22 protein-coding genes are annotated in these 20,454 nt (G+C 63.3%); 17 read left to right on the top strand and 5 right to left on the bottom strand.

The genetic code is table 11. The annotated features are described in order from the left end of the window. Window positions 1-57: 57 nt before the first annotated feature. From dxr to ADIAG_RS05750, 6 genes are all read left to right on the top strand, one after another. Entirely contained in the window at window positions 58-1,284 is a 1,227-nt protein-coding gene (gene dxr / locus ADIAG_RS05770) for a 1-deoxy-D-xylulose-5-phosphate reductoisomerase (protein ID WP_152426068.1), read from the top strand. Next, window positions 1,281-2,660, top strand: a complete 1,380-nt coding sequence (locus ADIAG_RS05765) for a M50 family metallopeptidase (RefSeq protein ID WP_007270389.1) — start codon at window positions 1,281-1,283, stop codon at window positions 2,658-2,660. Before dxr ends, ADIAG_RS05765 begins: the two co-directional genes overlap by 4 nt. A gap of 326 nt (window positions 2,661-2,986) precedes the next feature. After that, entirely contained in the window at window positions 2,987-3,271 is a 285-nt protein-coding gene (locus ADIAG_RS05760; protein ID WP_007270388.1) for a ribbon-helix-helix domain-containing protein, read from the top strand. A gap of 70 nt (window positions 3,272-3,341) precedes the next feature. After that, entirely contained in the window at window positions 3,342-3,581 is a 240-nt protein-coding gene (locus ADIAG_RS22645) for a type II toxin-antitoxin system RelE/ParE family toxin (protein WP_200859377.1), read from the top strand. Between the two features lie 1,117 nt (window positions 3,582-4,698). Beyond that, window positions 4,699-5,025, top strand: a complete 327-nt coding sequence (locus ADIAG_RS22640) for a helix-turn-helix domain-containing protein (RefSeq protein WP_407636051.1) — start codon at window positions 4,699-4,701, stop codon at window positions 5,023-5,025. After that, window positions 5,022-5,471: a hypothetical protein gene (locus tag ADIAG_RS05750; RefSeq protein ID WP_007270384.1), complete on the top strand. Its 450-nt coding sequence runs from the start codon at window positions 5,022-5,024 to the stop codon at window positions 5,469-5,471. Before ADIAG_RS22640 ends, ADIAG_RS05750 begins: the two co-directional genes overlap by 4 nt. 193 nt (window positions 5,472-5,664) lie before the next feature. Here ADIAG_RS05750 and ADIAG_RS05745 read toward each other — a convergent pair whose 3' ends face one another. From ADIAG_RS05745 to ADIAG_RS05735, 3 genes are read right to left on the bottom strand one after another with little or no spacing between them, the layout of a single operon-like run. Next, complete coding sequence (locus ADIAG_RS05745; protein WP_321162810.1) at window positions 5,665-6,120, bottom strand: GyrI-like domain-containing protein; 456 nt, start codon at window positions 6,118-6,120, stop codon at window positions 5,665-5,667. Window positions 6,121-6,128: 8 nt separating this feature from the next. Further along, a complete protein-coding gene (locus tag ADIAG_RS19995; RefSeq protein ID WP_007270382.1) occupies window positions 6,129-7,046 on the bottom strand; it encodes a VOC family protein in 918 nt (305 codons plus the stop codon). 9 nt (window positions 7,047-7,055) lie between these two features. Then, on the bottom strand, window positions 7,056-7,346 hold the full coding sequence (locus ADIAG_RS05735) for a hypothetical protein (protein WP_007270381.1): 291 nt from the start codon (window positions 7,344-7,346) through the stop codon (window positions 7,056-7,058). Window positions 7,347-7,671: 325 nt separating this feature from the next. On the opposite strand from ADIAG_RS05735, the gene ADIAG_RS05730 reads away from it, so the two are divergent. The 7 genes from ADIAG_RS05730 (at window position 7,672) to ADIAG_RS05700 (ending at window position 15,029) form a co-directional block, all read left to right on the top strand. Then, entirely contained in the window at window positions 7,672-7,971 is a 300-nt protein-coding gene (locus tag ADIAG_RS05730) for a YciI family protein (protein WP_007270380.1), read from the top strand. 169 nt (window positions 7,972-8,140) lie between these two features. Next, window positions 8,141-9,286, top strand: a complete 1,146-nt coding sequence (gene ispG / locus ADIAG_RS05725; protein ID WP_394366983.1) for a flavodoxin-dependent (E)-4-hydroxy-3-methylbut-2-enyl-diphosphate synthase — start codon at window positions 8,141-8,143, stop codon at window positions 9,284-9,286. 43 nt (window positions 9,287-9,329) lie between these two features. Continuing rightward, window positions 9,330-10,148 (top strand): GNAT family N-acetyltransferase, encoded by an 819-nt coding sequence (locus tag ADIAG_RS05720; RefSeq protein ID WP_235045843.1) that lies wholly within the window; start codon window positions 9,330-9,332, stop codon window positions 10,146-10,148. 78 nt (window positions 10,149-10,226) lie between these two features. Beyond that, window positions 10,227-11,042 carry a hypothetical protein gene (locus ADIAG_RS05715; RefSeq protein ID WP_149620302.1) on the top strand — a complete coding sequence of 272 codons (816 nt, stop codon included), beginning with the start codon at window positions 10,227-10,229 and terminating at the stop codon, window positions 11,040-11,042. Between the two features lie 168 nt (window positions 11,043-11,210). Next, window positions 11,211-11,918, top strand: a complete 708-nt coding sequence (locus ADIAG_RS05710) for a hypothetical protein (protein WP_007270376.1) — start codon at window positions 11,211-11,213, stop codon at window positions 11,916-11,918. 492 nt (window positions 11,919-12,410) lie between these two features. Beyond that, the gene (locus ADIAG_RS05705; protein WP_007270375.1) at window positions 12,411-14,210 is read left to right on the top strand and encodes a proline--tRNA ligase; all 1,800 of its coding nucleotides are present in this window, start codon (window positions 12,411-12,413) and stop codon (window positions 14,208-14,210) included. A gap of 3 nt (window positions 14,211-14,213) precedes the next feature. Beyond that, the gene (locus ADIAG_RS05700) at window positions 14,214-15,029 is read left to right on the top strand and encodes a sulfite exporter TauE/SafE family protein (protein WP_007270374.1); all 816 of its coding nucleotides are present in this window, start codon (window positions 14,214-14,216) and stop codon (window positions 15,027-15,029) included. Between the two features lie 166 nt (window positions 15,030-15,195). Here the strand turns inward: ADIAG_RS05700 and ADIAG_RS21180 are convergent, their stop codons facing one another. Beyond that, on the bottom strand, window positions 15,196-16,059 hold the full coding sequence (locus ADIAG_RS21180; protein WP_007270373.1) for an Ltp family lipoprotein: 864 nt from the start codon (window positions 16,057-16,059) through the stop codon (window positions 15,196-15,198). A 304-nt stretch (window positions 16,060-16,363) separates the two neighbouring features. On the opposite strand from ADIAG_RS21180, the gene ADIAG_RS05690 reads away from it, so the two are divergent. Then, window positions 16,364-16,816, top strand: a complete 453-nt coding sequence (locus ADIAG_RS05690; protein WP_007270372.1) for a hypothetical protein — start codon at window positions 16,364-16,366, stop codon at window positions 16,814-16,816. Between the two features lie 178 nt (window positions 16,817-16,994). Further along, complete coding sequence (locus ADIAG_RS05685; RefSeq protein ID WP_007270371.1) at window positions 16,995-17,426, top strand: DUF6069 family protein; 432 nt, start codon at window positions 16,995-16,997, stop codon at window positions 17,424-17,426. Between the two features lie 53 nt (window positions 17,427-17,479). Here the strand turns inward: ADIAG_RS05685 and ADIAG_RS05680 are convergent, their stop codons facing one another. Further along, window positions 17,480-18,736 carry a hypothetical protein gene (locus ADIAG_RS05680; protein WP_152426067.1) on the bottom strand — a complete coding sequence of 419 codons (1,257 nt, stop codon included), beginning with the start codon at window positions 18,734-18,736 and terminating at the stop codon, window positions 17,480-17,482. 119 nt (window positions 18,737-18,855) lie between these two features. On the opposite strand from ADIAG_RS05680, the gene rimP reads away from it, so the two are divergent. Beyond that, window positions 18,856-19,431, top strand: a complete 576-nt coding sequence (gene rimP, locus ADIAG_RS05675) for a ribosome maturation factor RimP (RefSeq protein ID WP_007270369.1) — start codon at window positions 18,856-18,858, stop codon at window positions 19,429-19,431. 1 nt (window position 19,432) lies between these two features. Continuing rightward, the gene (gene nusA / locus ADIAG_RS05670; protein WP_043473673.1) at window positions 19,433-20,407 is read left to right on the top strand and encodes a transcription termination factor NusA; all 975 of its coding nucleotides are present in this window, start codon (window positions 19,433-19,435) and stop codon (window positions 20,405-20,407) included. The last annotated feature ends 47 nt before the right edge of the window (window positions 20,408-20,454 follow it).

Raw genomic sequence — 20,454 nt, 5'->3', positions numbered from 1 at the left:
TTCCGCGAAATCCGTGGCTCATTGGTTCGACACAGCATCAGCGACCATAATGGTCAGGTGAGTACAGCGCAGCCATCGAACACCTTTATCCCTCCGGTTCCCGGAACCATCCGCCGCATCACGCTGATCGGCTCCACCGGTTCCATCGGCACCCAAGGCTTGGAAGTCATTGCCGCGGCACCGGACCGCTTTGCCGTGGCAGCGCTCTCCGGTGGACACAACCTGACGCTGCTGGCCAGTCAGGCGGTAGCCACCCGGGCGGCGGCCGTGGGCTGCGCCCACCCCGATATCGATGCGCTGGCCGCCGCCATCAACGCGGCCAAGGACGCCGCCTCGGTGCGCGACTACGACCCGCAGCTCGTTGCCGGTGAACACGCCGCCACACAGATCGCCGCGTTCGGCGACGCCGAGGTGGTGCTCAACGGGATCACCGGTTCCATCGGCCTGGCACCCACCCTGGCGGCACTGAACGCCGGGCACCTGCTGTCCCTGGCCAACAAGGAATCCCTGATCGTCGGCGGTGCGCTGGTCAAGGCCGCCGCAGCACCGGGACAGCTCGTACCGGTGGATTCCGAACACTCAGCCCTGGCCCAGGCGCTGCGCTCGGGCGCCCCCGAGGAAGTCCACAAGCTCATTGTCACAGCTTCCGGAGGCCCGTTCCGCGGCTACGATTACGCGCAACTACGCGAGGTCACTCCGGCCCAGGCGCTGGCACACCCCACCTGGGACATGGGCAAGGTGGTGACCACCAACTCGGCCACTATGGTCAACAAGGCCCTAGAAGTCATCGAAGCGCACCTGCTCTTCGATGTGCCGTTTCAGCGCATCGAGGCGGTGGTGCACCCGCAATCCATCGTGCATTCCATGGTGGAGTTCATCGACGGATCCACCATTGCCCAGGCCTCGCCGCCGGATATGGCGCTACCCATCGCACTGGGGATCGGCTGGCCGCACCGGGTGCCGGGCTCCGCCGCCGCCTGCGATTGGTCCGCCGCAGCGTCCTGGACGTTCGAGCCGCTGGATGAAGAAGCCTTCGGTGCGATCAAGCTGGCCAAGGCCGCCTGCGCTGCCTCACCGACTCATATGGCCGTGTACAACGCCGTCAACGAGGAAGCCGTCGAAGCCTTCCACGCAGGGACCATTCGCTTCACCGACATCGTCGAAACCATCGAGGACGTCCTGAGTACCTATGCCCCCGAAGCCGGGGAACTGTCGCTTGATTCGGTGTTGGCTGCCGAACGGTGGGCACGAAACGCCGCCGCCAAACGTTTGGAATCACTGTGAGCATTCTTCTTTTCATTATCGGCGTGCTGGTCATGGTCGTTGCCGTGGCCTTTTCGATCGGCCTGCACGAGGTAGGGCACCTGGTGCCGGCCAAGCGCTTTGGCGTGCGCGTGCCGCAGTACATGATCGGCTTCGGCAAGACGGTGTTCTCGTTCAAGCGTGGGGAGACCGAATACGGTTTCAAGGCGATCCCGCTGGGCGGCTACATCGCGATGATCGGGATGTACCCGCCGGCCAAGAACAAGGGCAACGTGGGTGCTACCGACGCCCCGATCCTGCGCAAGTCTTCCACCGGCATGTTCCAGCAGATGGCCGACGAGGCCAGGCATGCAGCTGCCGAGCAGCTGCAGCCCGGCGACGAGGACCGGGTGTTCTACAAGCTGCCGGTGTACAAGCGGATCATCATCATGCTCGGCGGACCGACGATGAACCTGCTCATCGGCATCGTGATGATCGGCATCGTCACCGTCGGCTTCGGATTGCCCACCCAGACCAGCACCGTCGACGAGGTCTACCAATGCGTGGTGCCGCTGGGTCAGGAAGGGGATCGGGACTCCTCGGTCAACAACGGATGCCTCGCCTCCGACGCCCCGGGGCCAGCCTACGCCGCGGGCCTGCGCCCGGGGGACACTGTCACCTCCTTCGACGGCGCCCCGGTTGGTAACACCGACTGGGTGACGCTGACCCAGGCCATCCGCTCACACGCGGGAGAATCCGTCCCTCTGACTTATGAGCGCGACGGGGTCGAACACTCCACCTCCATCACCCCCTATAAGACCGAACGGCCGGTGATCAACGAGGAAGGCCAGCTCGTCACCGATGCCTCGGGCGCAGCCAAAACCGTCGAAGTTGGTTTCATCGGCATGGGCTCGGAAGTCCAAAACATCTCCCAGCCGGTCTCCGCGGTGCTTCCGGCGGTGTGGACTCAGGTCAAGGGAGTCACCGCCGTGGTGCTCGATTTGCCGGCGCGCATGGCGGCCGTGGGTAAAGCGGCCTTCTCCGATACTCCGCGTGATCCCAACGGGCCGATCTCCGTGGTCGGTGTGGGACGTATTGCCGGGGAAATCAGCGCCACGAACCTGATCGGCATCAACGACAAGGTGGCATCGCTGATCTCGCTGATCGGCGGACTGAACATCGCGCTCTTCGTCTTCAACCTGATTCCGCTGCTGCCGCTGGATGGCGGGCACATCATCGGTGCGCTCTTCGAATCGGTGCGCCGTTTCTTCGCCAAGCTCTTCAAACGCCCGGATCCGGGACCGGTGGACATCGCCAAGATGCTTCCGCTGACCTATGTGGTCGCGGTGGGCATGCTGGCCATGGGTGCGGTGCTGATCTACGCAGACATCGTCAAACCTGTGTCGATCTTCGGCTGAGCTGACCCAGCGATGCGAAGCGGCCCCTTGCCTACCCCCGACCGGGGACGGGCAAGGGGCCACTCTTGTTTCCTCGTCTTGTCCGACGACCGGAAAGACAGGCCATCGGGCCGCGTCGAAACCGCTGTGGAACTGCCTCCCCCATGACTTTTCGATGAGGGATCAGCACATCTTGGGACTGAACGGTCCAGTCCACCGATGACGTCACTGGACGAGTCCATTGTTCTGAGATAGGCGTCCGCTAAGGGCCACGGATCGGTCCTGGTCCTTCTCCTCTCACGAGGTGAAAGAGTAGGATTGAGTCATATTGGAAAGGCAGTTTTCCCATGCGAACCACGAAGCAGCTGAGTGTGACCATCCCTATTTCCATGGCGGATGCGCTGAAACAGCGTGTCGAGTCCGGTGCGTATGCGAGCGAGAGCGAAGTCGTCCGCGACGGACTCCGGACACTTTTCGCTCGCGATGAGGCCGTCGAAACTTGGCTTCGGACAGAAGCCGCTGCGGCTTACGACGACCTGCGCACTGACCCAGCTCAATCGATCAGCGCTGATGCTATGCGTGCCCGGCTCGCCGCCGTCCATACCCAGAGGTTGGCCGACAACGGATCATGAACCGATCCGTTGTCTACTCGCCGCAAGCATCGCAGCATCTCATCGATCTGTACCTCTGGATAGATGAGGAATCAGGGCCCCTGAGAGGGCCGCACGGTTTGTCATAACAATCGCTGAGTACTGCGGAAACCTCGCAGCTTTTCCCCTCATCGGTACAGCTCGCGATGATATTAGGCCAGGGATGCGCACGATCGGTTTTCGCCGGCTCATAGTCATCGCATTTGCAGTGACAGATGAAACGGTCGAGATACTCGGGGTCTACTACGGTGGCCGCGGCTACGAATCTTTGTTTTCTGCCACATGGGAATAGAACCAGTTCGAAATCGGCGAATAACCCGCTTGCCATTTCCGCAGGGGCAGGCAATGCGCGGTCGTCAATGAGCGTCAAGCCCGCGGGCACCGCGCGGGCACGGCCACAGGCACTTGCCCCGCGTTGTGCTCTTCGGAAACCTGGCCGCGACTTTGCTCATCATCGGTCTGTCGCTGATGCACGGACTGGGCTTGCGCGGTACGCCCGCAAGCCAACACCGGAGCATGGTTTTTGGCCGTTCCCGCCCACGCAAGAGCGGTCAACATGACCAGCGGCCAGCCAAGCCGATCTGCGTTTTCTTCGGAAACAGCGTGTGAAGAATGCGGCCATGGTGGCCTTCACGCCAGCACTCCACCCTCCCGATGCCCCCGTGCGCGGGCTATCGCCGTGTTCTCTGCCCGCTTCCCGATGTTTACCATTCCTAGGCCGTAAAGATTCCTTCCACGCCACCTTCCCTTTCCGCGAAGTGGCCCAAGCCGCTGTCCTCCCACCTCCTTGCCCCGCTGGCAATCGGTATCTTGGCGCTTACCGGGTGCACCAGCAATACCCCTGCCAGGCGTCACTGAGCGCAGGTCCCTCTGCCCGCCCATCCCGGCACCATAGTGACGGGCATGGAGAGGCGCGCAGATTGGAAGTCTGGCAGTGCCAGGTACACGACGGCACTCACAGGAAATGACCTGCCCCCTGTCGGTGCGGATCTGGTGAAGAGCTGCTATTCGTTGACGACAGGCAATGGGACGAGCCAAGCAGTAGCTCCGGATGGATTGACCGGCCTTGTCCTGGTCGCGGGACGTATCTGGTGGTCCGGCCCCCAGTCGCGGCCCTGGAGACCTGAACGTTCGGGAGTAGAGGTCGTTGACGTACGCATAGCCAGGCACTGGAGCCAAGCCATCGCGGGGGAGCCTCTGGACAAATACGTCGACGCCCAGGTACCGGTCGACGAACTCCCTGGCTGGCCCACTCAACACCACTCCGAGCCGCGCCTTCTTCCGGGAACACCCGCGGATCAATTGACGGCAATCGTCAATGAGAGAGCCTCACACCTGGCCATCGATCCGTGGATTGAGGAGGCCGTCGGCTGGATTCGGGCGAGCACAGCGTGGCCGAACTGGCAGAGATGTTCGAGCTGTCCGTCCGCCAGCTGCACGGCCGATGCCTCACATGCTTCGGGCTGCCGTCCTCGATACTGATACGGATCTCTCGACTGCACCGCGCCGCGGCCAAAGTGCCGCGGCTCGGGAACCTGGACCTGTCCAACCTGGCGGTGGCAACGGGATACTTCGACCAGTCCCACCTCACCCGGGTATCCCGCCAACTGGCAGGCGAACCTCCCACCCGGGCGTTCGCGGTCGCCTCGATTGTCCGATTCGTCCAAAATCCACAAAGGACCGCACAGCAGCGTTTGATCCAACAAGATCATTCAAGCGTGAAGGACCGATCATGAGCGACTGGACAAACATCACTGCTGCCATCTCAGTGGCACTTAACGGCGAGAAGGACCGCGGGCAAGAACTTCTGCTGGAATGCTGGGATGCCTCGGGCCCTGGTGACCATGCCCCTCGTTGCATCCCGGCGCACTCCCTGGCCGACACCCAGACGGAGCTGAAGAAGGAAGTCGCCTGGGACCAGACCGCACTGGACGAACACGGGTTCTTGGCAGACGACGACCTCGCCCCGCTCGGAATTGCCTCCGCACTGGGAATGCAGCCATCGCTGCAGCTGAATCTTGCCGATGGGTACCACCGCCAGGGCAGGATTGCGCTGGCCCGGGAACACCTGAATCAGGGACTCGCACACGCCGACGCACTGCACAACGATGGTTACGGAAAGATGATCCTCGCCGGCCTGAACAACCTGGCCCAACGGATCGGCGCGTCGGAGTCCGATTAGCCGGCAGCAGCCGATGCTTGTCCGGCGTGCGGAGCCACCGCGTTAATCGCGCCTGGACACCCGGCGGTCACAGGTCCAGGGCGTTCGCCTGCCACGGCGCACCGAGGGCGAGCGCCGATGCCCGGCTACGCCGCGGCGACGGGTTGCCGCAGGATGGTGCGCTGCTTCTCCGGGGCGCTCCGACGGAAATCGCTCAAATTGATCTCGTGGTGCTTGCCCTCGAGCCGGAACTTCGGGCGGGGATGTACTCGTGGTGCATCCGTTCCAGGACCGGCCCCTCGTCGTCGAAGGAGCCTACGTGCAGCGTTTGCACGCAAAGGCCCTCGGCCAGTGACCCAAGGCGGATATCGCCCAGACGCGCCGGCGGGTTCTTCGCGCCCACCTTCCCGAAGACGGCCCCGAACATGTCCTGCTCGATCCAGTCGGGCACCATCAGCATCATCGTCCAGTCCCACCGGGACTTGTCGCGGGAGACCGTGGAGGAGTCCATGCCCCTGGCCCACCACTGGCCCTCCAGGGGTGGGACGACATAGTCGCGATCGAGCTCCAGCTTGCTGGCGAACTTGAGCTTGTACGCCACCGGGTACAGGGCCTCGAGTGTCTCGGCAAAGGCCGGTGAGCTGTTCGGGTCGCCATGCCCGTCAATCATGAGGTAATTCATCTCGGGCAAGTCCACGATTCGGAAGTCACCGCACTTCGCCCGGTAGCCTCCAACCGTCTTCTTGAAGTCGATTTTCGCTGCCATGTGATCCTTGTGTTCGGGAGACGGGTTGCTACCTTCCCTCGGCTCAGGGTCGCGGGGCCGAGATGATCCAGCGGGGGGCCACCGGGGTCGGAGATCGTGGCCGATCCCGGGTCCAGGGAGTTCCCCTGTCCGGTTTGCGCGCAGCCACCGGCGAGGGCGGCCGAAACGATCCGCTCGGCTTCGGCATGCGAGGCGGACTGGTGCCTGAGTGTCACCGAGGAGGTGCCCACGTGCGGGTCGCTGGCGGCCACGTCCTTGGCGAGCACGGGCTCCTGCATCAGGCAGAGCCAGGAGGCGCCGTCCGCGGGCAGGAAGTCGATGTACTTGTTGCCGTAGTCCCGGTCAACGCTCATTCCGAGCGCGGCGTAGAACGCCTTCGAGACCTTGGGCTCCCTGACGCCGAGGGTCACCGTGGTCTCCGTGGGCCGCGCGGCGCCTTCCAGGGAAGCCGTGTCCTTGCCGGCAGCCGCCAGTTTCCAGACGGTCCCCTCCGGTGCCATGAAGGAGCCGGAGAACGCGCCGAAGAGTGCCTTCCGGGCTGGCTTGAAGATGTCGGCGCCGTGGGTGGCGGCGGCGTCCGTCATGGTCCGGACATCGCCGGGTCCGGGACGGATGTAGGTCAGCACGGCACGCTGGTACGCGGTGCCGGAGGCGGCGGACGGTTCGGCAGGTTGTGCCGGGACGAGCTCGAGGCGTCCGGTCCCGTGCAGGTCGGTGGCGATGGATTCGCCATCGGTCGTGCTCGGAGCGGAGAAAATGTTGCGGTAGAAGTCGGCGGCCGCGGGCACGTCGAGGCAGGAAACGGAGAGGGACTTCAGTGCGAAGGACATGGGCGTTCCTTAGGAGTCGGAGGGGCCGGTTGCCGCGCGATCGATAAGTTCGGCCAGCTGGTCCCAGGCCTTCTCGGTGGCGTTTTGCAGTGCGAAGGACGTCGGCCACAGCCCGTCGTCGGTGTCGAGTGCGGCTTGCGGACTGAGACCGAAGGTGGAGTAGCGCTGTTTGTCCATCTGCCGGTCGCACTCAGGCACCGCGGCGATCTTGGCCGACACATCGGCGGCATCCGCTGCGGCCTTCTGGGCGGCGCTGGCCCGTTTAGCCTCGGTCTTCAGTTCCTTGGCGTGGGACTTCATGGCCGCACGTTCCTGGGCGGAGAAGCTGCTGTCGGCGGTGGCCGAATCTGTGTTGGACGTGGTCCTTTTTCTCCGTGGTGGTTGCCTGGGTGTTCCTGAAACCCATCCTACGGAGGTTGTGCCCCGGCGGCTTCTCGAATCCTGACCGATTCGGATCCCGGCCGGATCAGCCAGCGAAGCGGCAGGCCCCATCGCTGTCTGGAGTCAATCCGAGGAATCGGCAGCTGCAACGCTGGACTACATGGGGGTACCAAGGCTCAGGGACCCGCGGCCACACGGAGCCGGAAGGACGCGTTTCACGGCCCCACGGTTTAGGCTGTAGCCCATGAGTGTTTTCGCAGTTGAATATGTGTACGCCGTCGGTTCCGAAGCCGCCCGCGATGAGCATCGTCCCAAGCACCGCGAATTTCTGGCAGAGCTGGGGGCAGCCGGCGACGGGCTGGCCCTGGTTGCTTCCGGTCCGTATGTGGATGGCTCCGGTGCCCTGTTGCTGATTTCCGCTCCGACCCAGGCCGCGCTCGCCGAGACCTTGGCGAAGGACCCGTTCGCGGTCAACGGCACCATTGCGGCGCTGCGGATCAGCGAATGGAGCCCCGTGACCGGTGAGCTCGCTCACCACGCCTAATCCGCGATTCCCCGCATGATTACGGCCATTTGATGCCGTGCCCGAGTCCCTGGGCTTCGCCCTGCGAGATTACTGCCTCGCAACAGGGCGCGCAGGGGGGATAATGGATAAAGCTTCCACACTCAACATCACGGAGGAAATCTTGACCTCGATTCCGGTCAGCCTCGGCATGCCATCGGCTCCACCACCGGTCCTCGCCCCACGGCGTAAGACCCGCCAAATTAAGGTGGGCTCTGTCGGCGTAGGCTCTGAGAGCCCCATCAGCATCCAGTCGATGACTACGACGCAGACCACCGACATCAACGCCACGCTGCAGCAGATCGCCGAACTCACCGCCACCGGCTGTGACATCGTGCGTGTAGCCTGCCCGGCGCCCGAAGATGCGCTGGCGTTGCCGATCATCGCAAAGAAGTCACAGATCCCGGTGATCGCCGACATCCATTTCCAGCCCAAGTACGTCTTCGCTGCGATCGACGCCGGCTGCGCCGCGGTCCGGGTGAACCCGGGCAACATCCGCAAGTTCGACGACCAGGTCAAGGAGATCGCCGCAGCAGCCAAGGCCGCCGGCACCTCCATCCGCATCGGCGTCAACGCCGGATCGCTGGATCCGCGCCTTTTGGCGAAGTACGGTAAGGCCACCCCCGAGGCCTTGGTTGAGTCCGCGGTCTGGGAGGCTTCGCTCTTCGAGGAACACGACTTCCACGACTTCAAGATCTCGGTCAAACACAACGACCCGGTCGTCATGGTCCGTGCCTACGAGCTCTTGGCCGAACGCGGCGACTGGCCGTTGCACCTGGGCGTCACCGAGGCAGGACCGGCCTTCCAGGGCACCATCAAGTCCGCGACCGCGTTCGGCGCGCTGTTGTCCAAGGGTATCGGCGACACCATTCGCGTCTCGCTCTCGGCCCCGCCGATCGAGGAAGTCAAGGTCGGCGCCCAGATCCTGCAGTCGCTGAACCTGCGCCCGCGCAAGCTGGAAATCGTCTCGTGCCCGTCCTGCGGCCGCGCCCAGGTGGATGTCTACACCCTGGCCGACCAAGTCACCGCCGGACTGGAGGGACTCGAAGTCCCGCTGCGCGTTGCCGTGATGGGTTGCGTCGTCAACGGGCCGGGCGAAGCTCGCGAAGCCGACCTCGGCGTGGCCTCGGGCAACGGCAAGGGCCAGATCTTTGTGAAGGGCAAGGTCATCAAGACCGTGCCAGAAGACCAGATTGTTGAGACACTGATTGAAGAGGCGATGCGCATCGCCGAGGAAATGGGGGACGTGGATGGAGAAAATCCTGTCCAAAGTGGCCCCGTGGTTACCGTCAGCTAGACGCAACCCGGGGGCCGGAGAGTCGCTCTCCAAAGATATTCGCGTGCTCGACGAAGCGGATACTGCGGCTCTCCGCGCCCTCGTTTCGACCGATCCTGTCGCCAACATTTTCATGGACGCCCAGCTGACCGTCACCGGCTCGGCGCGTCCGGGCCTGGGCGGTTCGCTGGTCATCGGACGTTTTGAGGGGGAGTTGCTGGTCTCCGCCTGCTGGTTGGGGGCCAATATCGTCCCGATCAACATCACCACAGCCGACGCCGAGGAATTCGGTGTGGTGGTGCGCTCCCTCAACCGCACCTTTGCGTCCTGCTTCGGTCCTGCCGAAGCGGTCATGGGCATGTGGAAGGTGCTGGTCGATGGACCGCAGCAGGCATTCAGTGTGCGTGCCAGCCAGCCACTGATGACGCTGACCGGGGCGCCTGTCATCGAACCCATCCGTACGTTGCGTACCAGCGCTGCTCAAGAATACGAGCTGGTGCTGCCCGCTTGCGCTCTCATGTTCGAAGAAGAGCTCGGATATTCGCCGTTGACCAACGGTGGATCGTTTTATCGTTCCCGAGTCAGATCGCTGATCCATTCCGGGCATTCCCTCATCGATCTGGATGATGCCGGTGAGATCCGCTTCAAGGCCGAGCTGGGAACCGTCACCACCCGTGCGACCCAGATCCAGGGTGTCTGGATGAACCCGGATCACCGCGGCAAGTCCTTGGCCGCTGGATACATGGCCGCGGCCGCGGAATACGCGCTGACCCTGGCACCAACGACCAGCCTTTATGTCAATGACTACAACGCCCCGGCCATTGCCACCTACCGTAAGGTCGGTTTTGAAACCGTGGGCGAATTTGCCACCATCCTCTTTTGACCCCGTGCCGGATTTTCCGACACCACCTGTCCCTGACATAGCGCTCCACCCCGCGGGCCCGCAAGCCGAAAGCCAGACGTGACCTTTCACCGACCACGGAGAGAACTTTCCCACGCCAGGGTCCTCACCGCCATGGCCGCGGCAGGGCTGCTGCTGGCCCTGGCCGGATGCACCGATGAGCAGGGTAGCCCCGGAGCAACCTCCACGGTCACCCCACCGCCGGTGACCGTGGAGGGCCCCGGAGGCTCCACCGGGACCCCGGGCAGCCCCAGCGCCGTCGCCGCACTGGGCCACCTTGATGCCGCGGCGCTCAATACAGCCGTGGAGCAGTGGGCCTCGAACTTTAAAGGTGCCCAGGTCAATGACCAGGAAAAGCTGCGCAGCCAGCTGCCGCAGGCGGAGAAATGGCTTGAGGGGATCACCGTGGTCCCGGCCACGTGTGGGCTCTATGGTTTGGGCAATCTCAAGGATCAGCTCGGGAAGGCCGACATGGCCGCGGTGGTGTTTCCTGCCGGGGAAGGCGGAGACCTGACTGTTGCTTCCTACCGGGATCGCGACGCGCTGGTGGCAGATGTCGGTGCCCAGCAGCATCTGGATGAATCCTGTGGCAAATACACCGTTAAGGCCGACGGGCAGGAGATCACCTCCACACTGACGCGGCTCGAAGCGACGAGCTCGGCCGCGTATACCTCGGTGAGCATGCTCGAAAGCGTCAACGGGAAGTTCAAGTCCAAGCGGGTCTCGGTCCGAGCCATCGACGGGCACGTGATGGTGACCGCGACGCGTACCGTGACCGACACACCAGAGGACGCCACAGCACTGGCGCTGGGGGACGCTGAATCGCTCCTGGAGATCCTGCACGGCATCCAACCCGAAGCGGCTGCCGCGCATTAGCTTCCCTGCCTGGCGTAGTCTGCCGCCGGGTTTATGTATCGCGACTCGCCGGGGCCAGCCCGCCGGTTCGGTGGCCCGGGTAGCGTTCTTCTAGGCTTGTCGTTTGGGCTGCAGCGCCCGGCGCCGCATCCATGCCCGTACGCCCATGAGCCACTTTGAGGATTCCCCGTGAAGAAACGCGCCCTGTTCTTGCTCCCGCTGACCGCCGCACTGTTGCTGGCTGGTTGTTCTGATTCTGCCCCTGATGCTGCAGCCGGCACTTCCGCCGCTGCTTCCTCGGATCAGCTGGATACCCAGACCCTGGCCGATATCGCCAAACAAATTGCCGGGGACAACGAACAAGCCGTCATCATGGACAACGATGCGCTCAAGGCTCAGCTCCCTGCAGCCGAGCAAGTACGCAAGGCGATCAAGGTTACTCCTGAGACCTGCTCGAACTTCGCCACCAGTGACCTGGGTGCGGAACTGGAAAAGATGAACGTGGTCTCCGTGGGACTGCCCGGGGCTACAGCGCTGGAGGGGCTCCAAGTGCAGGTTGCCTCCTTCTCCGACTCCGTAGATGCGGAGGCCAACTTTGCGCAGGCCGATGACATCCTCAAGGACTGTTCCGAGTTCTCCTTCAGCCTGCAGGGGCAGGAGACAACGATGAAGATGAAGGGGCTGGAAGCGACTACCTCGGCGGAGAAGACCTCGGCGATCCAGTCCACCACGGTCTCGAAAGAGACCACGGTGACGACGGTGTCGGTCAATGCTCTGGAAGGCTCCACCGCCATCGTGGTGACTGTCCTGGGCGGTAAAGATCCGAAGAAGGACCTCGCCGAAGCGAACCAAAAGGCTGAGAACGTGCTTGAAATGGTGGCCAAGGCAAGCGCCTAGCCACTGGCCGCTTTTTCCGTCGGCTCCGACGAGGACTCATGAACCGTGGGTAGCAAACCCTCCAAAAGCTAACTCAGAACGGCACCCACGGAAGAGACACCGCCGGTATCAACGTGCTCAGCCCCAACGCCGACTCTCGGGGCGGAAAACCTCTGTGCTCCACCCAACAGGGGGAGCACAGAGGTTTTTTCGGCCCCTTTGAGGTTCCGGGGATAAACCCGGATCGTGCTGGTGGCTAGGTGCCACAGGAATGCGGAAGGGGCCACGGTGTCCGGGTGGCGGCTTGCTGGCGACGTAAGATGTAACAAGTGCCTTGTGGCGCCCGGACCACCGGCTTTTGCTGGCATGGCCGCGGCCCGCACCATCCCTTGGGCAAGGAGCCGGGCCTCCACCGGCCCACGCCCGCGGCGACACCCGCCAGGGGCACCTTAGATTTGCACTCCCACCACTAAGTTGTGGTCTGGCAACAGGCCGCGGAAATGGAAAGTTAGCGTGGTCCTCAAGCTCTCCACACTGTTCCTGCGCACGCTGCGCGAAGATCCGGTTGATGCGGAGGTTGCCAGCCACAAGCTGCTGGTCCGCGCCGGGTATATCCGCCGTGCCGCACCCGGGATCTACACCTGGCTGCCGCTGGGCCTGCGCGTGTTGGGCAAGGTGGAAGCCATCATCCGCGAGGAAATGAACGCCATCGGCGCCCAGGAAGTCCACTTCCCGGCCCTGTTGCCGCGCGAACCTTACGAAACCACCGGACGCTGGACCGAATACGGCGAAGGCCTCTTCCGCCTGCAGGACCGCAAGGGTGCCGACTACCTGCTGGCCCCCACCCACGAGGAAATGTTCACCCTCCTGGTCAAGGACCTCTACAGCTCCTACAAGGATCTGCCGGCCTACCTGTACCAGATCCAGAACAAGTACCGCGATGAGGCACGTCCGCGCGCGGGCCTGCTGCGTGGACGAGAGTTCATCATGAAGGACTCCTACTCCTTCAACATCGACGACGAGGGCCTCGAAGAGGCCTACCAGGCGCACCGCGCCGCCTACCTGAAGATCTTCGCGCGCTTGGGTCTGGAGATCCTTCCGGTGTTCGCCACCGCAGGTGCCATGGGCGGGTCCAAGTCCGAGGAATTCCTGCACCCGACCCCGGTTGGCGAGGACACCTTCGTGCGCTCGGCCGGCGGCTACGCAGCAAACGTCGAGGCAGTGACCACCATCGTGCCGGAGGCCATCGATTACACCGATGCTCCTGCCTTCGAGGTCAAGGACACCCCCGATACCCCGACCATCGAAACCCTGGTGGAGTGCGCCAACGAGGTCGCCCCGCGCACCGGCAACCCCTGGACCGCGGCAGACACCCTGAAGAACGTGGTGTTGGCGGCCAAGATGCCCACCGGCGAACGCCGGCTGGTGGCCATCGGCCTGCCGGGGGATCGCAACGTCGACCTCAAGCGCGTCGAAGCCAACATCTCCTCACACCTGGAAACCGGTGGCGAGGTCGAACTTGAGGCAGCGACCGAAGACGACCTGAAGAAGCACCCCACGCTCATCAAGGGCTACATCGGCCCGGCACTCGGGACCGATGACGCGGTCCTGGGCCTGGAAGGATCCTCCAAGATCCTTTACCTGGTGGACCCGCGCGTAGTTGCCGGCACCTCCTGGGTCACCGGCGCCAATGCACCGGGCCAGCACGTCTTTGGGCTGGTCGCCGAGCGCGACTTCACGACGGACGGCACCATCGAGTGCGTCGAGGTCCACGCAGGGGACCCAGCACCGGATGGATCCGGTCCGCTGGAAACCGCCCGCGGCATCGAGATGGGCCACATCTTCCAGCTCGGCCGCAAGTACGCCGAGGCCTTGGACTTGAAGGTCCTTGACCAAAACGGGAAGCTCAAGATCGTCACCATGGGCTCCTACGGCGTGGGCGTCACCCGTGCGGTGGCCGCCCTGGCCGAATCCAACCACGACGAAAACGGCTTGGTCTGGCCACGCAACGTGGCCCCGGCCGACGTGCACCTGGTGGTCACCGGCAAGCAGGTCGAACTCTTCGAAGCAGCACAGAAGATCGCCGACGAGCTGGATGCCGCGGGCGTCGAGGTCATCTACGATGACCGTCCCAAGGTTTCGGCCGGCGTGAAGTTCTCCGACGCGGAGCTCATCGGCGTACCGACCATCGTGGTCATCGGCCGCGGCTTGGCCGACGGTGTCGTAGAGGTCAAGGACCGTGCCACCGGCACGCGTACCGATATTGCCGTTGACGAGGTCGTCGCGGAACTGATCGCCCTCGCCAAGGCCTAGTTCATGATCGAGGCGACAAGCCTGCTTGAGGGTTCCGGTCTGCAAGGATTGCAGACCGGAACCCTGATCTTGATCATTGTTGCTGGCTTTGCTGCCGGGTGGGTCGACGCGGTGGTCGGTGGCGGGGGACTACTACAACTACCTGCTCTACTGCTGGTGCCGGGCATCTCCCCGGTACAGGCCCTGGCCACCAACAAGCTGGGGTCCGTCTTTGGCACCACCACCTCGGCGGTGACCTACTACCGGCGCGCCCAACCGGATTTACGCACGGCCATCCCGATGGCGTGTATTGCCCTGGCTGGTTCCTTCGGCGGAGCGATCCTGGCCACGCTGCTACCTGAGAATCTCATCAAGCCGATCATCATTGCCGCGTTGGTGGCGGTGGGCCTATTCACGCTTTTTAAGCCCACCGCGGGGGAGCTAACGCAGCTGCGATACACCGGCCGGCAGCATTACGCGGTGGCCGGTGTCATCGGACTGGTCATTGGCGGCTACGACGGACTCATCGGCCCGGGTACCGGATCGTTCCTGATCATCGCGATGGTCGCGTTCATGGGCTACAACTTCTTGGCAGCCAGCGCCAAGGCCAAGATCGTGAACATGGCCACCAACCTCGGAGCTCTGGCCTTCTTCTTGCCCACCGGTCACCTGCTCTGGGGGATCGGGTTAGTCCTGGGCGCCGCCAACATGGCCGGCGGATATCTGGGGGCACGGATGGCGGTGAGCAAGGGCAGCAAGTTCATCCGGATCGTGTTTCTGTCTGTGGTGGGCGCGCTGATCCTCAAGCTGGGCTACGACGTGCTGTTCCCTGCTTCCTAACTGCTCCACGGATGCGCGCCGCGAACGACGCGGCGTCCACCTAATCCCTTGAGCCAGAACCTAAACAGCTTCGCCTGTCATGCCGACTCGGCATGACAGGCGAAGCTGTTTATTGGGCTATCTCTGGAATCGCAGCTCTCTGGGAGCCTTGCGGATAGATTGAGTGCTACAGACCCGTCTTGCTCACCCCGTGCTCTGCCTGCTTCCGGGTGTACCCCTCAAAAATTAGCTGGTCGACCAATCCCTTGCGCGAAAAGGACATCGTGTCCAAATAGTTTTCGGCGGACTTGGCGGCCTGCTCATTCCAGTCCGCGTCCACGCGATCCACGGCCCACGTCGCATCTTTCTTGGAGTAATCTTCGAATGCCAGTTGCTTGATCAGCCCTGTACGCGAAAATGGCATGAATCCGAGGTAGTTCTCCGCGGCCCGCAACGCATTTTGCTGGCTGACCGTTCCTGCTTCCGCCTCGGCCTTAGCACTGGCTTCCGCCTCCGCTTTGGCGCTGGCCTCGGCTTCGGACTTGGCCTTCGCCTCTTCCTCCGCCTTGGCTTCGGCCTCAGCCTTGGCGCTAGCTTCTTCCTCTGCTTCGGCGCTGGCTTCCGCTTCTTCCTGGGCCTTGGTATTGGCCTCAGCTTCGGCCTTGGCACTGGCTTCATCCTCCGGCGACGCGACGATGACCTCGGCGGCTTGGGCTTCACTCGGCGAAGCAATTGCCGATTCCGTGGGCTCCGGTGTTGAAGAGGGCTGTTCGTCGCTGCCGCCGCAGGAACCCACGATGATCGAGAGGACCACAAGGCCGACGACCCCAATACCGATCTTCTTGCCGCGGGACATCTTCTTCTTCAGGTTTTGGGCTCCGGCCTCGGAAGTCTCGAAGCTCGCAAAATTGGGACCAGTGGGGCCGGAGCCGGACGGAGGAGTTGCACCTGCTGGGACCGCACCGGGCATCACGGACATATATAAATAGGGATTGGCGGAATACTCCGCCGGCGGGTTCGCCGGGTGGCCATCGGAGAGGTTGACCCACATGGGCCAGCCTGCAGGAGGGGCGCCCCATGCCGCATCCGGAACCCATGACGGCGTGGGTCGGAAATTTGCCGGAAGGTGCTGCAACCAGAGCGGTGGTGGATTGAAACGAACAGACATGGTTCCCCCTAATGACGGTTTCGAATTGGAACCACCCGAATCCCCGACGGCTCCTATGGGCGAGAGTAGCCCCAGCCACAGACACTTTGGTTTCGGGGAGGTATCAGGGCAAAGTCCTTGCCGCGAGCTCCACGTAAGCTGGACGTCAAGGCTTGAATGAGGCACGACCAGACACCGGGAGCAGCAGATGAGGTTTGAACAAACGTCCACCGTGGTTCACGAAGATGATTCCCGGCCGTCCGTGCAGGATGACAAAGCCATGGTCACCCTCGGATTGAGTGTGTTTCTTACCCTGTTGATCACCGCAGGGATCATGCTCTCCGGAGCCGTATTTCACGCAATCTTTGTGGTGTATGCGTCGATTCCCGTTTTTGTGGTCGCTTTCGCGACCGCACCATTACTTGCCCGACTGCCCCTAAAGAATTGGTCGACTCGCGGCGCCGCCTTGGGGGCGTTGCTCGGATGGGCGCTTTCCGCGCCGCTCGCGGCCTTGCTCTATATGCCCGGCAACGCCATGTCCGAACTCGAGGACCCGTTCGAGTTCCTTCCCGGTACGTGGCTCTGGGCATTGGTTCCTTTGGCCGCTTCGCTGGTAGTGGCGGGGATCCGACAGTATCGCTTCGGCCAAGACCGTCATTAGCAAGTGCTGTTGAGGAGCTGAGCGCGGAATGCAGCTGGGCGTGTACTGGGAGACTTTGAACGCAACTCTCGGCCGTGCGCCGATAAGCACCAATCACCTGCGGGAACAATCGAAACAAACGGGCGTACAGTAAAAATTGGGGGGTCAAGCGAACAAGTCGTCGAGGAGATGTTCAGCAATGAGCGCCCAAGTACAGCAATACAAAAAGTTCAAGATGCCGTTCAATTACGTCCAGGTGCTGATCGCGGCATTTGGTGCGATGATCTCCAGCATCTTTGTGTTCTTTGTCAGTGAGGCCGCCGGGGCCAGCATGCAATTCAGCGGGGGACTGTTCCAGCAGCTGACCGTGATGGAGATTGTCCGCTTCACGGTGCTTCCCTTCGCCATCCTCGGGCTCATCACGTTCTGGATCGGCCGTGCCACACCAGGGTTCTGCAGGATCGCCCAGTGGATCGGAGTGGCGGTTGTTGTCGTTTCGCTGATCAACCCGATCCTCTACGCAGCGGATCTCGCAAGCGGTATCGGCCTCGCCGTCATCCACTTGATCGTGGGGGCCTCGTGGTACTTGGCGGTCAACAACTCCAACAAGAAATACAACGAAGCGACCTGAACCGGCCGAGGCGCGGGGTCGGCACAGAAACCTACCCCATCAGCTCTTGCCGACTAACCCGCCGCTGCCTCGAGTTGGGTGAAATCCGGTGTGGTTCCGGTGACCTGGCGGGTCAGCAGGGCTTGGGTCCAGGCCGCATTAAACAGGTACGCACGTGCTTGGCCGGTTTGGGCCGCGCCGGCGTCGCGTAGCAACAAGGCCAATTGCCCCTCGCCGCTGCGTGCGGCATCCATGGGGTTGGCCGCCGCATCCTTCGGCAACTGGTAGGCGGGTTGGCGCAATGGCTCGCAGTCGTGTGCAGCATCAAACTGCTGCTCGAGCAGTGCCGCGAAGTCCACCAGGAGCGTTGAGCGCTCTCGGGCCGTGGCACCCAACCCCGCACTGGTCCGTGCCCCGGCCACGTCGTAGGCGTAGCCCAGTCGGTAGGAAGCATCGATGACCTCGCCGAGCAGCACGCCTGAATCGGGCGAGGCTTCCACGTCCTTAGCTGCACTGGATGGTGTGGCGGAGGCCGAGCTGTCCACCGTGCCTGAATCAGTCACCGGGCAGGAAGCAATCACGAAGTCTGGCATCAGGGCCTGCGCTGCGCGCCCGGTTGTGGGTCCACTGTCGGAGGCCCCGGAAGCATCTGTATCTTCCGAAGCCGTCGGGGAAGGGCTGGGGCCGTCCTCCGAGGATCCTGAAACAAGCACCTGCCTGGGGGTGGGGAGCTCATCGAGCTCAGCTTGCGTGGCCCCGGTGGCCGAAAGCAGCGTGCGCGAAGCGAACACCAAGTCGATTCCGGCACCCGAGAGTCTGCGGGCTTCCTGCTCGGGTGCGGTGAGTCCCTGGTCCAGTAGCCCGTTGCCGGACCGGGCCAGGGCCATCGCCACTTCGGCGGGTTTCAGGGGCGGGACCGCCGCCGGGGGAGGCGGCGGAGCGCTCTCGGCTGCCTGCGCCGCGGCGCCAGCCCGGGCCTGCAAGGCACCGGGTGTGAGTAATTCGACATGCCCCGCTACCAGCTCCCTGACACTACCCAGTGCGGTGGTGGTTTTCCTGCTGGTGGAGGAGTCCGGATACTCCAGCGTGTGATCGATCTGCTCGAGTAGCACCGGCAGCTCGTCGGTGGCCGTGGGGACTACCTCGATCACCGGTTCGGTGCCGAGAATTCGTTGCCATGTAGGGGAATCCCGATTCAGGTACACCCCGGTGCCGAGGGTGCCTGCGGCTACGACGAACATGGCCACCACGGCCGCGAAACGGCGCTTGGCCAAGGACCTGCGGGGTGTCGGGGAAACGGGGGGTCTGGGGTCATGGGAGTGCTGAGCCATCACCATAGATCATCCCATGTGCCCCGCCGATGGCATCGCAAGCGCAAGGTACGCAAACGCCCGAGCCTAAAAGTCGATACCCTAGTGTTCACAACATCGAATAATGTGGGAGGACCTTTATGACCGGCAACCCGGCAGATACCCAGATCGAGGCAGCCCGCCTCACCGAACTACTGGAGCCCACCGTCGCCTCCCACCAATTGGTGCTCGAAGAAGTCGAGGTCCGCCGCGTCGGGGACCAACGCATCGTGCACGTGGTTGTCGACGTCGCCGAGGGCACCGAGGGCATCGTGCTCGATCAGGTGGCCGAGGTCTCCCGCTCGATTTCCGAGGCCCTGGACAAGGACCCGCACGACACCTCCGATGCTTACGAGCTGGAGGTTTCCTCCCCGGGAACCTCGCGGCCGCTGACCCTGACGCGCCACTGGCGCCGCAATGTCGGACGCATGGTGAAGGTCAACCTGATCGGTGAGGACAACATCACCGGTCGCCTCACCGAGGTAGACGACGCAGGGATCACCATCATCCCGGAGATCACCGTAAAAAAGGGCATGAAACCCAAGGTCGGCGAAGCTCGCACCCTGGAATTCGGTTCCATCCGCCGCGGCCACGTAGAAGTGGAATTCTCCCGCGCCGAGCAGGCGGAATTGGCCGAGCTGGAACTTGACGAAGACGACGAAAACGCGGAGGCCTGAGTTGGACATTGATATGAGCGCGCTGCGCATGCTCGAAAAAGAGCGCGAAATCCCCATCGAGGTGTTGATCCCCACCATTGAGCAGGCCTTGCTCCTGGCCTACCAGAAGTCACCCGGGGCGATGCCGCAGGCACGTGCCGAGGTCGACCGCCGCAATGGCCACGTGACGATCTTTGCCACCGAGACCGAGGAAGACGGCACCGTCGTGGGCGAGTTCGACGACACCCCGACCGGTTTCGGGCGCATTGCCGCCTCGACCGCACGCCAGATCATCCTGCAGCGTCTGCGCGACGCCGAGGATGACAATGTGGTGGGCGAATTCAAGAACAAGATCGGTGAGATCGTCTCCGGACAGATCCAGCAGGGCAACAACCCGATCATGATCCAGGTGAACCTGGGTACCGTCGAGGCCTTGCTGCCGCCACCGGAGCAGGTCCCGGGGGAGAAGTACACCCACGGTAACCGCATCCGCTGCTACGTGGTGGATGTGACCCGCGGGCCCAAGGGCCCCGCGGTGACCTTGTCGCGTTCGCACCCGAACCTGGTTCGTCGACTCTTTGAGCTCGAGGTCCCGGAGATCGCCGATGGCGCCGTGGAAATCGTTGCTCTGGCCCGCGAGGCCGGACACCGCACCAAGATCGCCGTGCAGGGCAATGTTGCCGGGGTTAACGCCAAGGGCGCTTGCATCGGTGAAATGGGTTCGCGCGTGCGCGCGGTCATGAACGAGCTGGGCGAGGAGAAGATCGACATCGTCGACTACAACGACGATCCGGCCAAGTTCATCGCCGCGGCGCTGTCTCCGTCGCGCGTGGTCTCGGTGACCATCACCGATGAGGCGACCCGCTCGGCTCGCGTGGTGGTCCCCGATTACCAGCTCTCGCTGGCCATCGGCAAGGAAGGGCAGAACGCCCGCCTGGCGGCCAAGCTCACCGGCTGGCGCATCGACATCATTTCCGATGCGGTGGCCGAGGACTAAATCCTCGCACTTTCATACAGGCCGCTGGCCCCCAGAATCCTCGGGGG

This window comes from Paeniglutamicibacter gangotriensis Lz1y (assembly GCF_000348945.1).
In the GTDB taxonomy this organism is placed as follows: domain Bacteria; phylum Actinomycetota; class Actinomycetes; order Actinomycetales; family Micrococcaceae; genus Paeniglutamicibacter; species Paeniglutamicibacter gangotriensis.
This window is presented reverse-complemented; position numbering and strand designations above follow the sequence as displayed.

Excerpts from the sequence above, each read along its gene's own strand:
- ADIAG_RS05760 (WP_007270388.1), top strand. The coding sequence starts at position 2,987 with ATGCGAACCACGAAGCAGCTGAGTGTGACCATCCCTATTTCCATGGCG.
- ADIAG_RS22640 (WP_407636051.1), top strand. The coding sequence starts at position 4,699 with ATGTTCGAGCTGTCCGTCCGCCAGCTGCACGGCCGATGCCTCACATGC.
- ADIAG_RS05750 (WP_007270384.1), top strand. The coding sequence starts at position 5,022 with ATGAGCGACTGGACAAACATCACTGCTGCCATCTCAGTGGCACTTAAC.
- ADIAG_RS05745 (WP_321162810.1), bottom strand. The coding sequence starts at position 6,120 with ATGATTGACGGGCATGGCGACCCGAACAGCTCACCGGCCTTTGCCGAG.
- ADIAG_RS19995 (WP_007270382.1), bottom strand. The coding sequence starts at position 7,046 with ATGTCCTTCGCACTGAAGTCCCTCTCCGTTTCCTGCCTCGACGTGCCC.
- ADIAG_RS05735 (WP_007270381.1), bottom strand. The coding sequence starts at position 7,346 with ATGAAGTCCCACGCCAAGGAACTGAAGACCGAGGCTAAACGGGCCAGC.
- ADIAG_RS05730 (WP_007270380.1), top strand. The coding sequence starts at position 7,672 with ATGAGTGTTTTCGCAGTTGAATATGTGTACGCCGTCGGTTCCGAAGCC.
- ispG (WP_394366983.1), top strand. The coding sequence starts at position 8,141 with ATGCCATCGGCTCCACCACCGGTCCTCGCCCCACGGCGTAAGACCCGC.
- ADIAG_RS05700 (WP_007270374.1), top strand. The coding sequence starts at position 14,214 with ATGATCGAGGCGACAAGCCTGCTTGAGGGTTCCGGTCTGCAAGGATTG.
- ADIAG_RS21180 (WP_007270373.1), bottom strand. The coding sequence starts at position 16,059 with ATGTGGGTCAACCTCTCCGATGGCCACCCGGCGAACCCGCCGGCGGAG.
- ADIAG_RS05690 (WP_007270372.1), top strand. The coding sequence starts at position 16,364 with ATGAGGTTTGAACAAACGTCCACCGTGGTTCACGAAGATGATTCCCGG.
- ADIAG_RS05685 (WP_007270371.1), top strand. The coding sequence starts at position 16,995 with ATGAGCGCCCAAGTACAGCAATACAAAAAGTTCAAGATGCCGTTCAAT.
- ADIAG_RS05680 (WP_152426067.1), bottom strand. The coding sequence starts at position 18,736 with ATGGCTCAGCACTCCCATGACCCCAGACCCCCCGTTTCCCCGACACCC.
- rimP (WP_007270369.1), top strand. The coding sequence starts at position 18,856 with ATGACCGGCAACCCGGCAGATACCCAGATCGAGGCAGCCCGCCTCACC.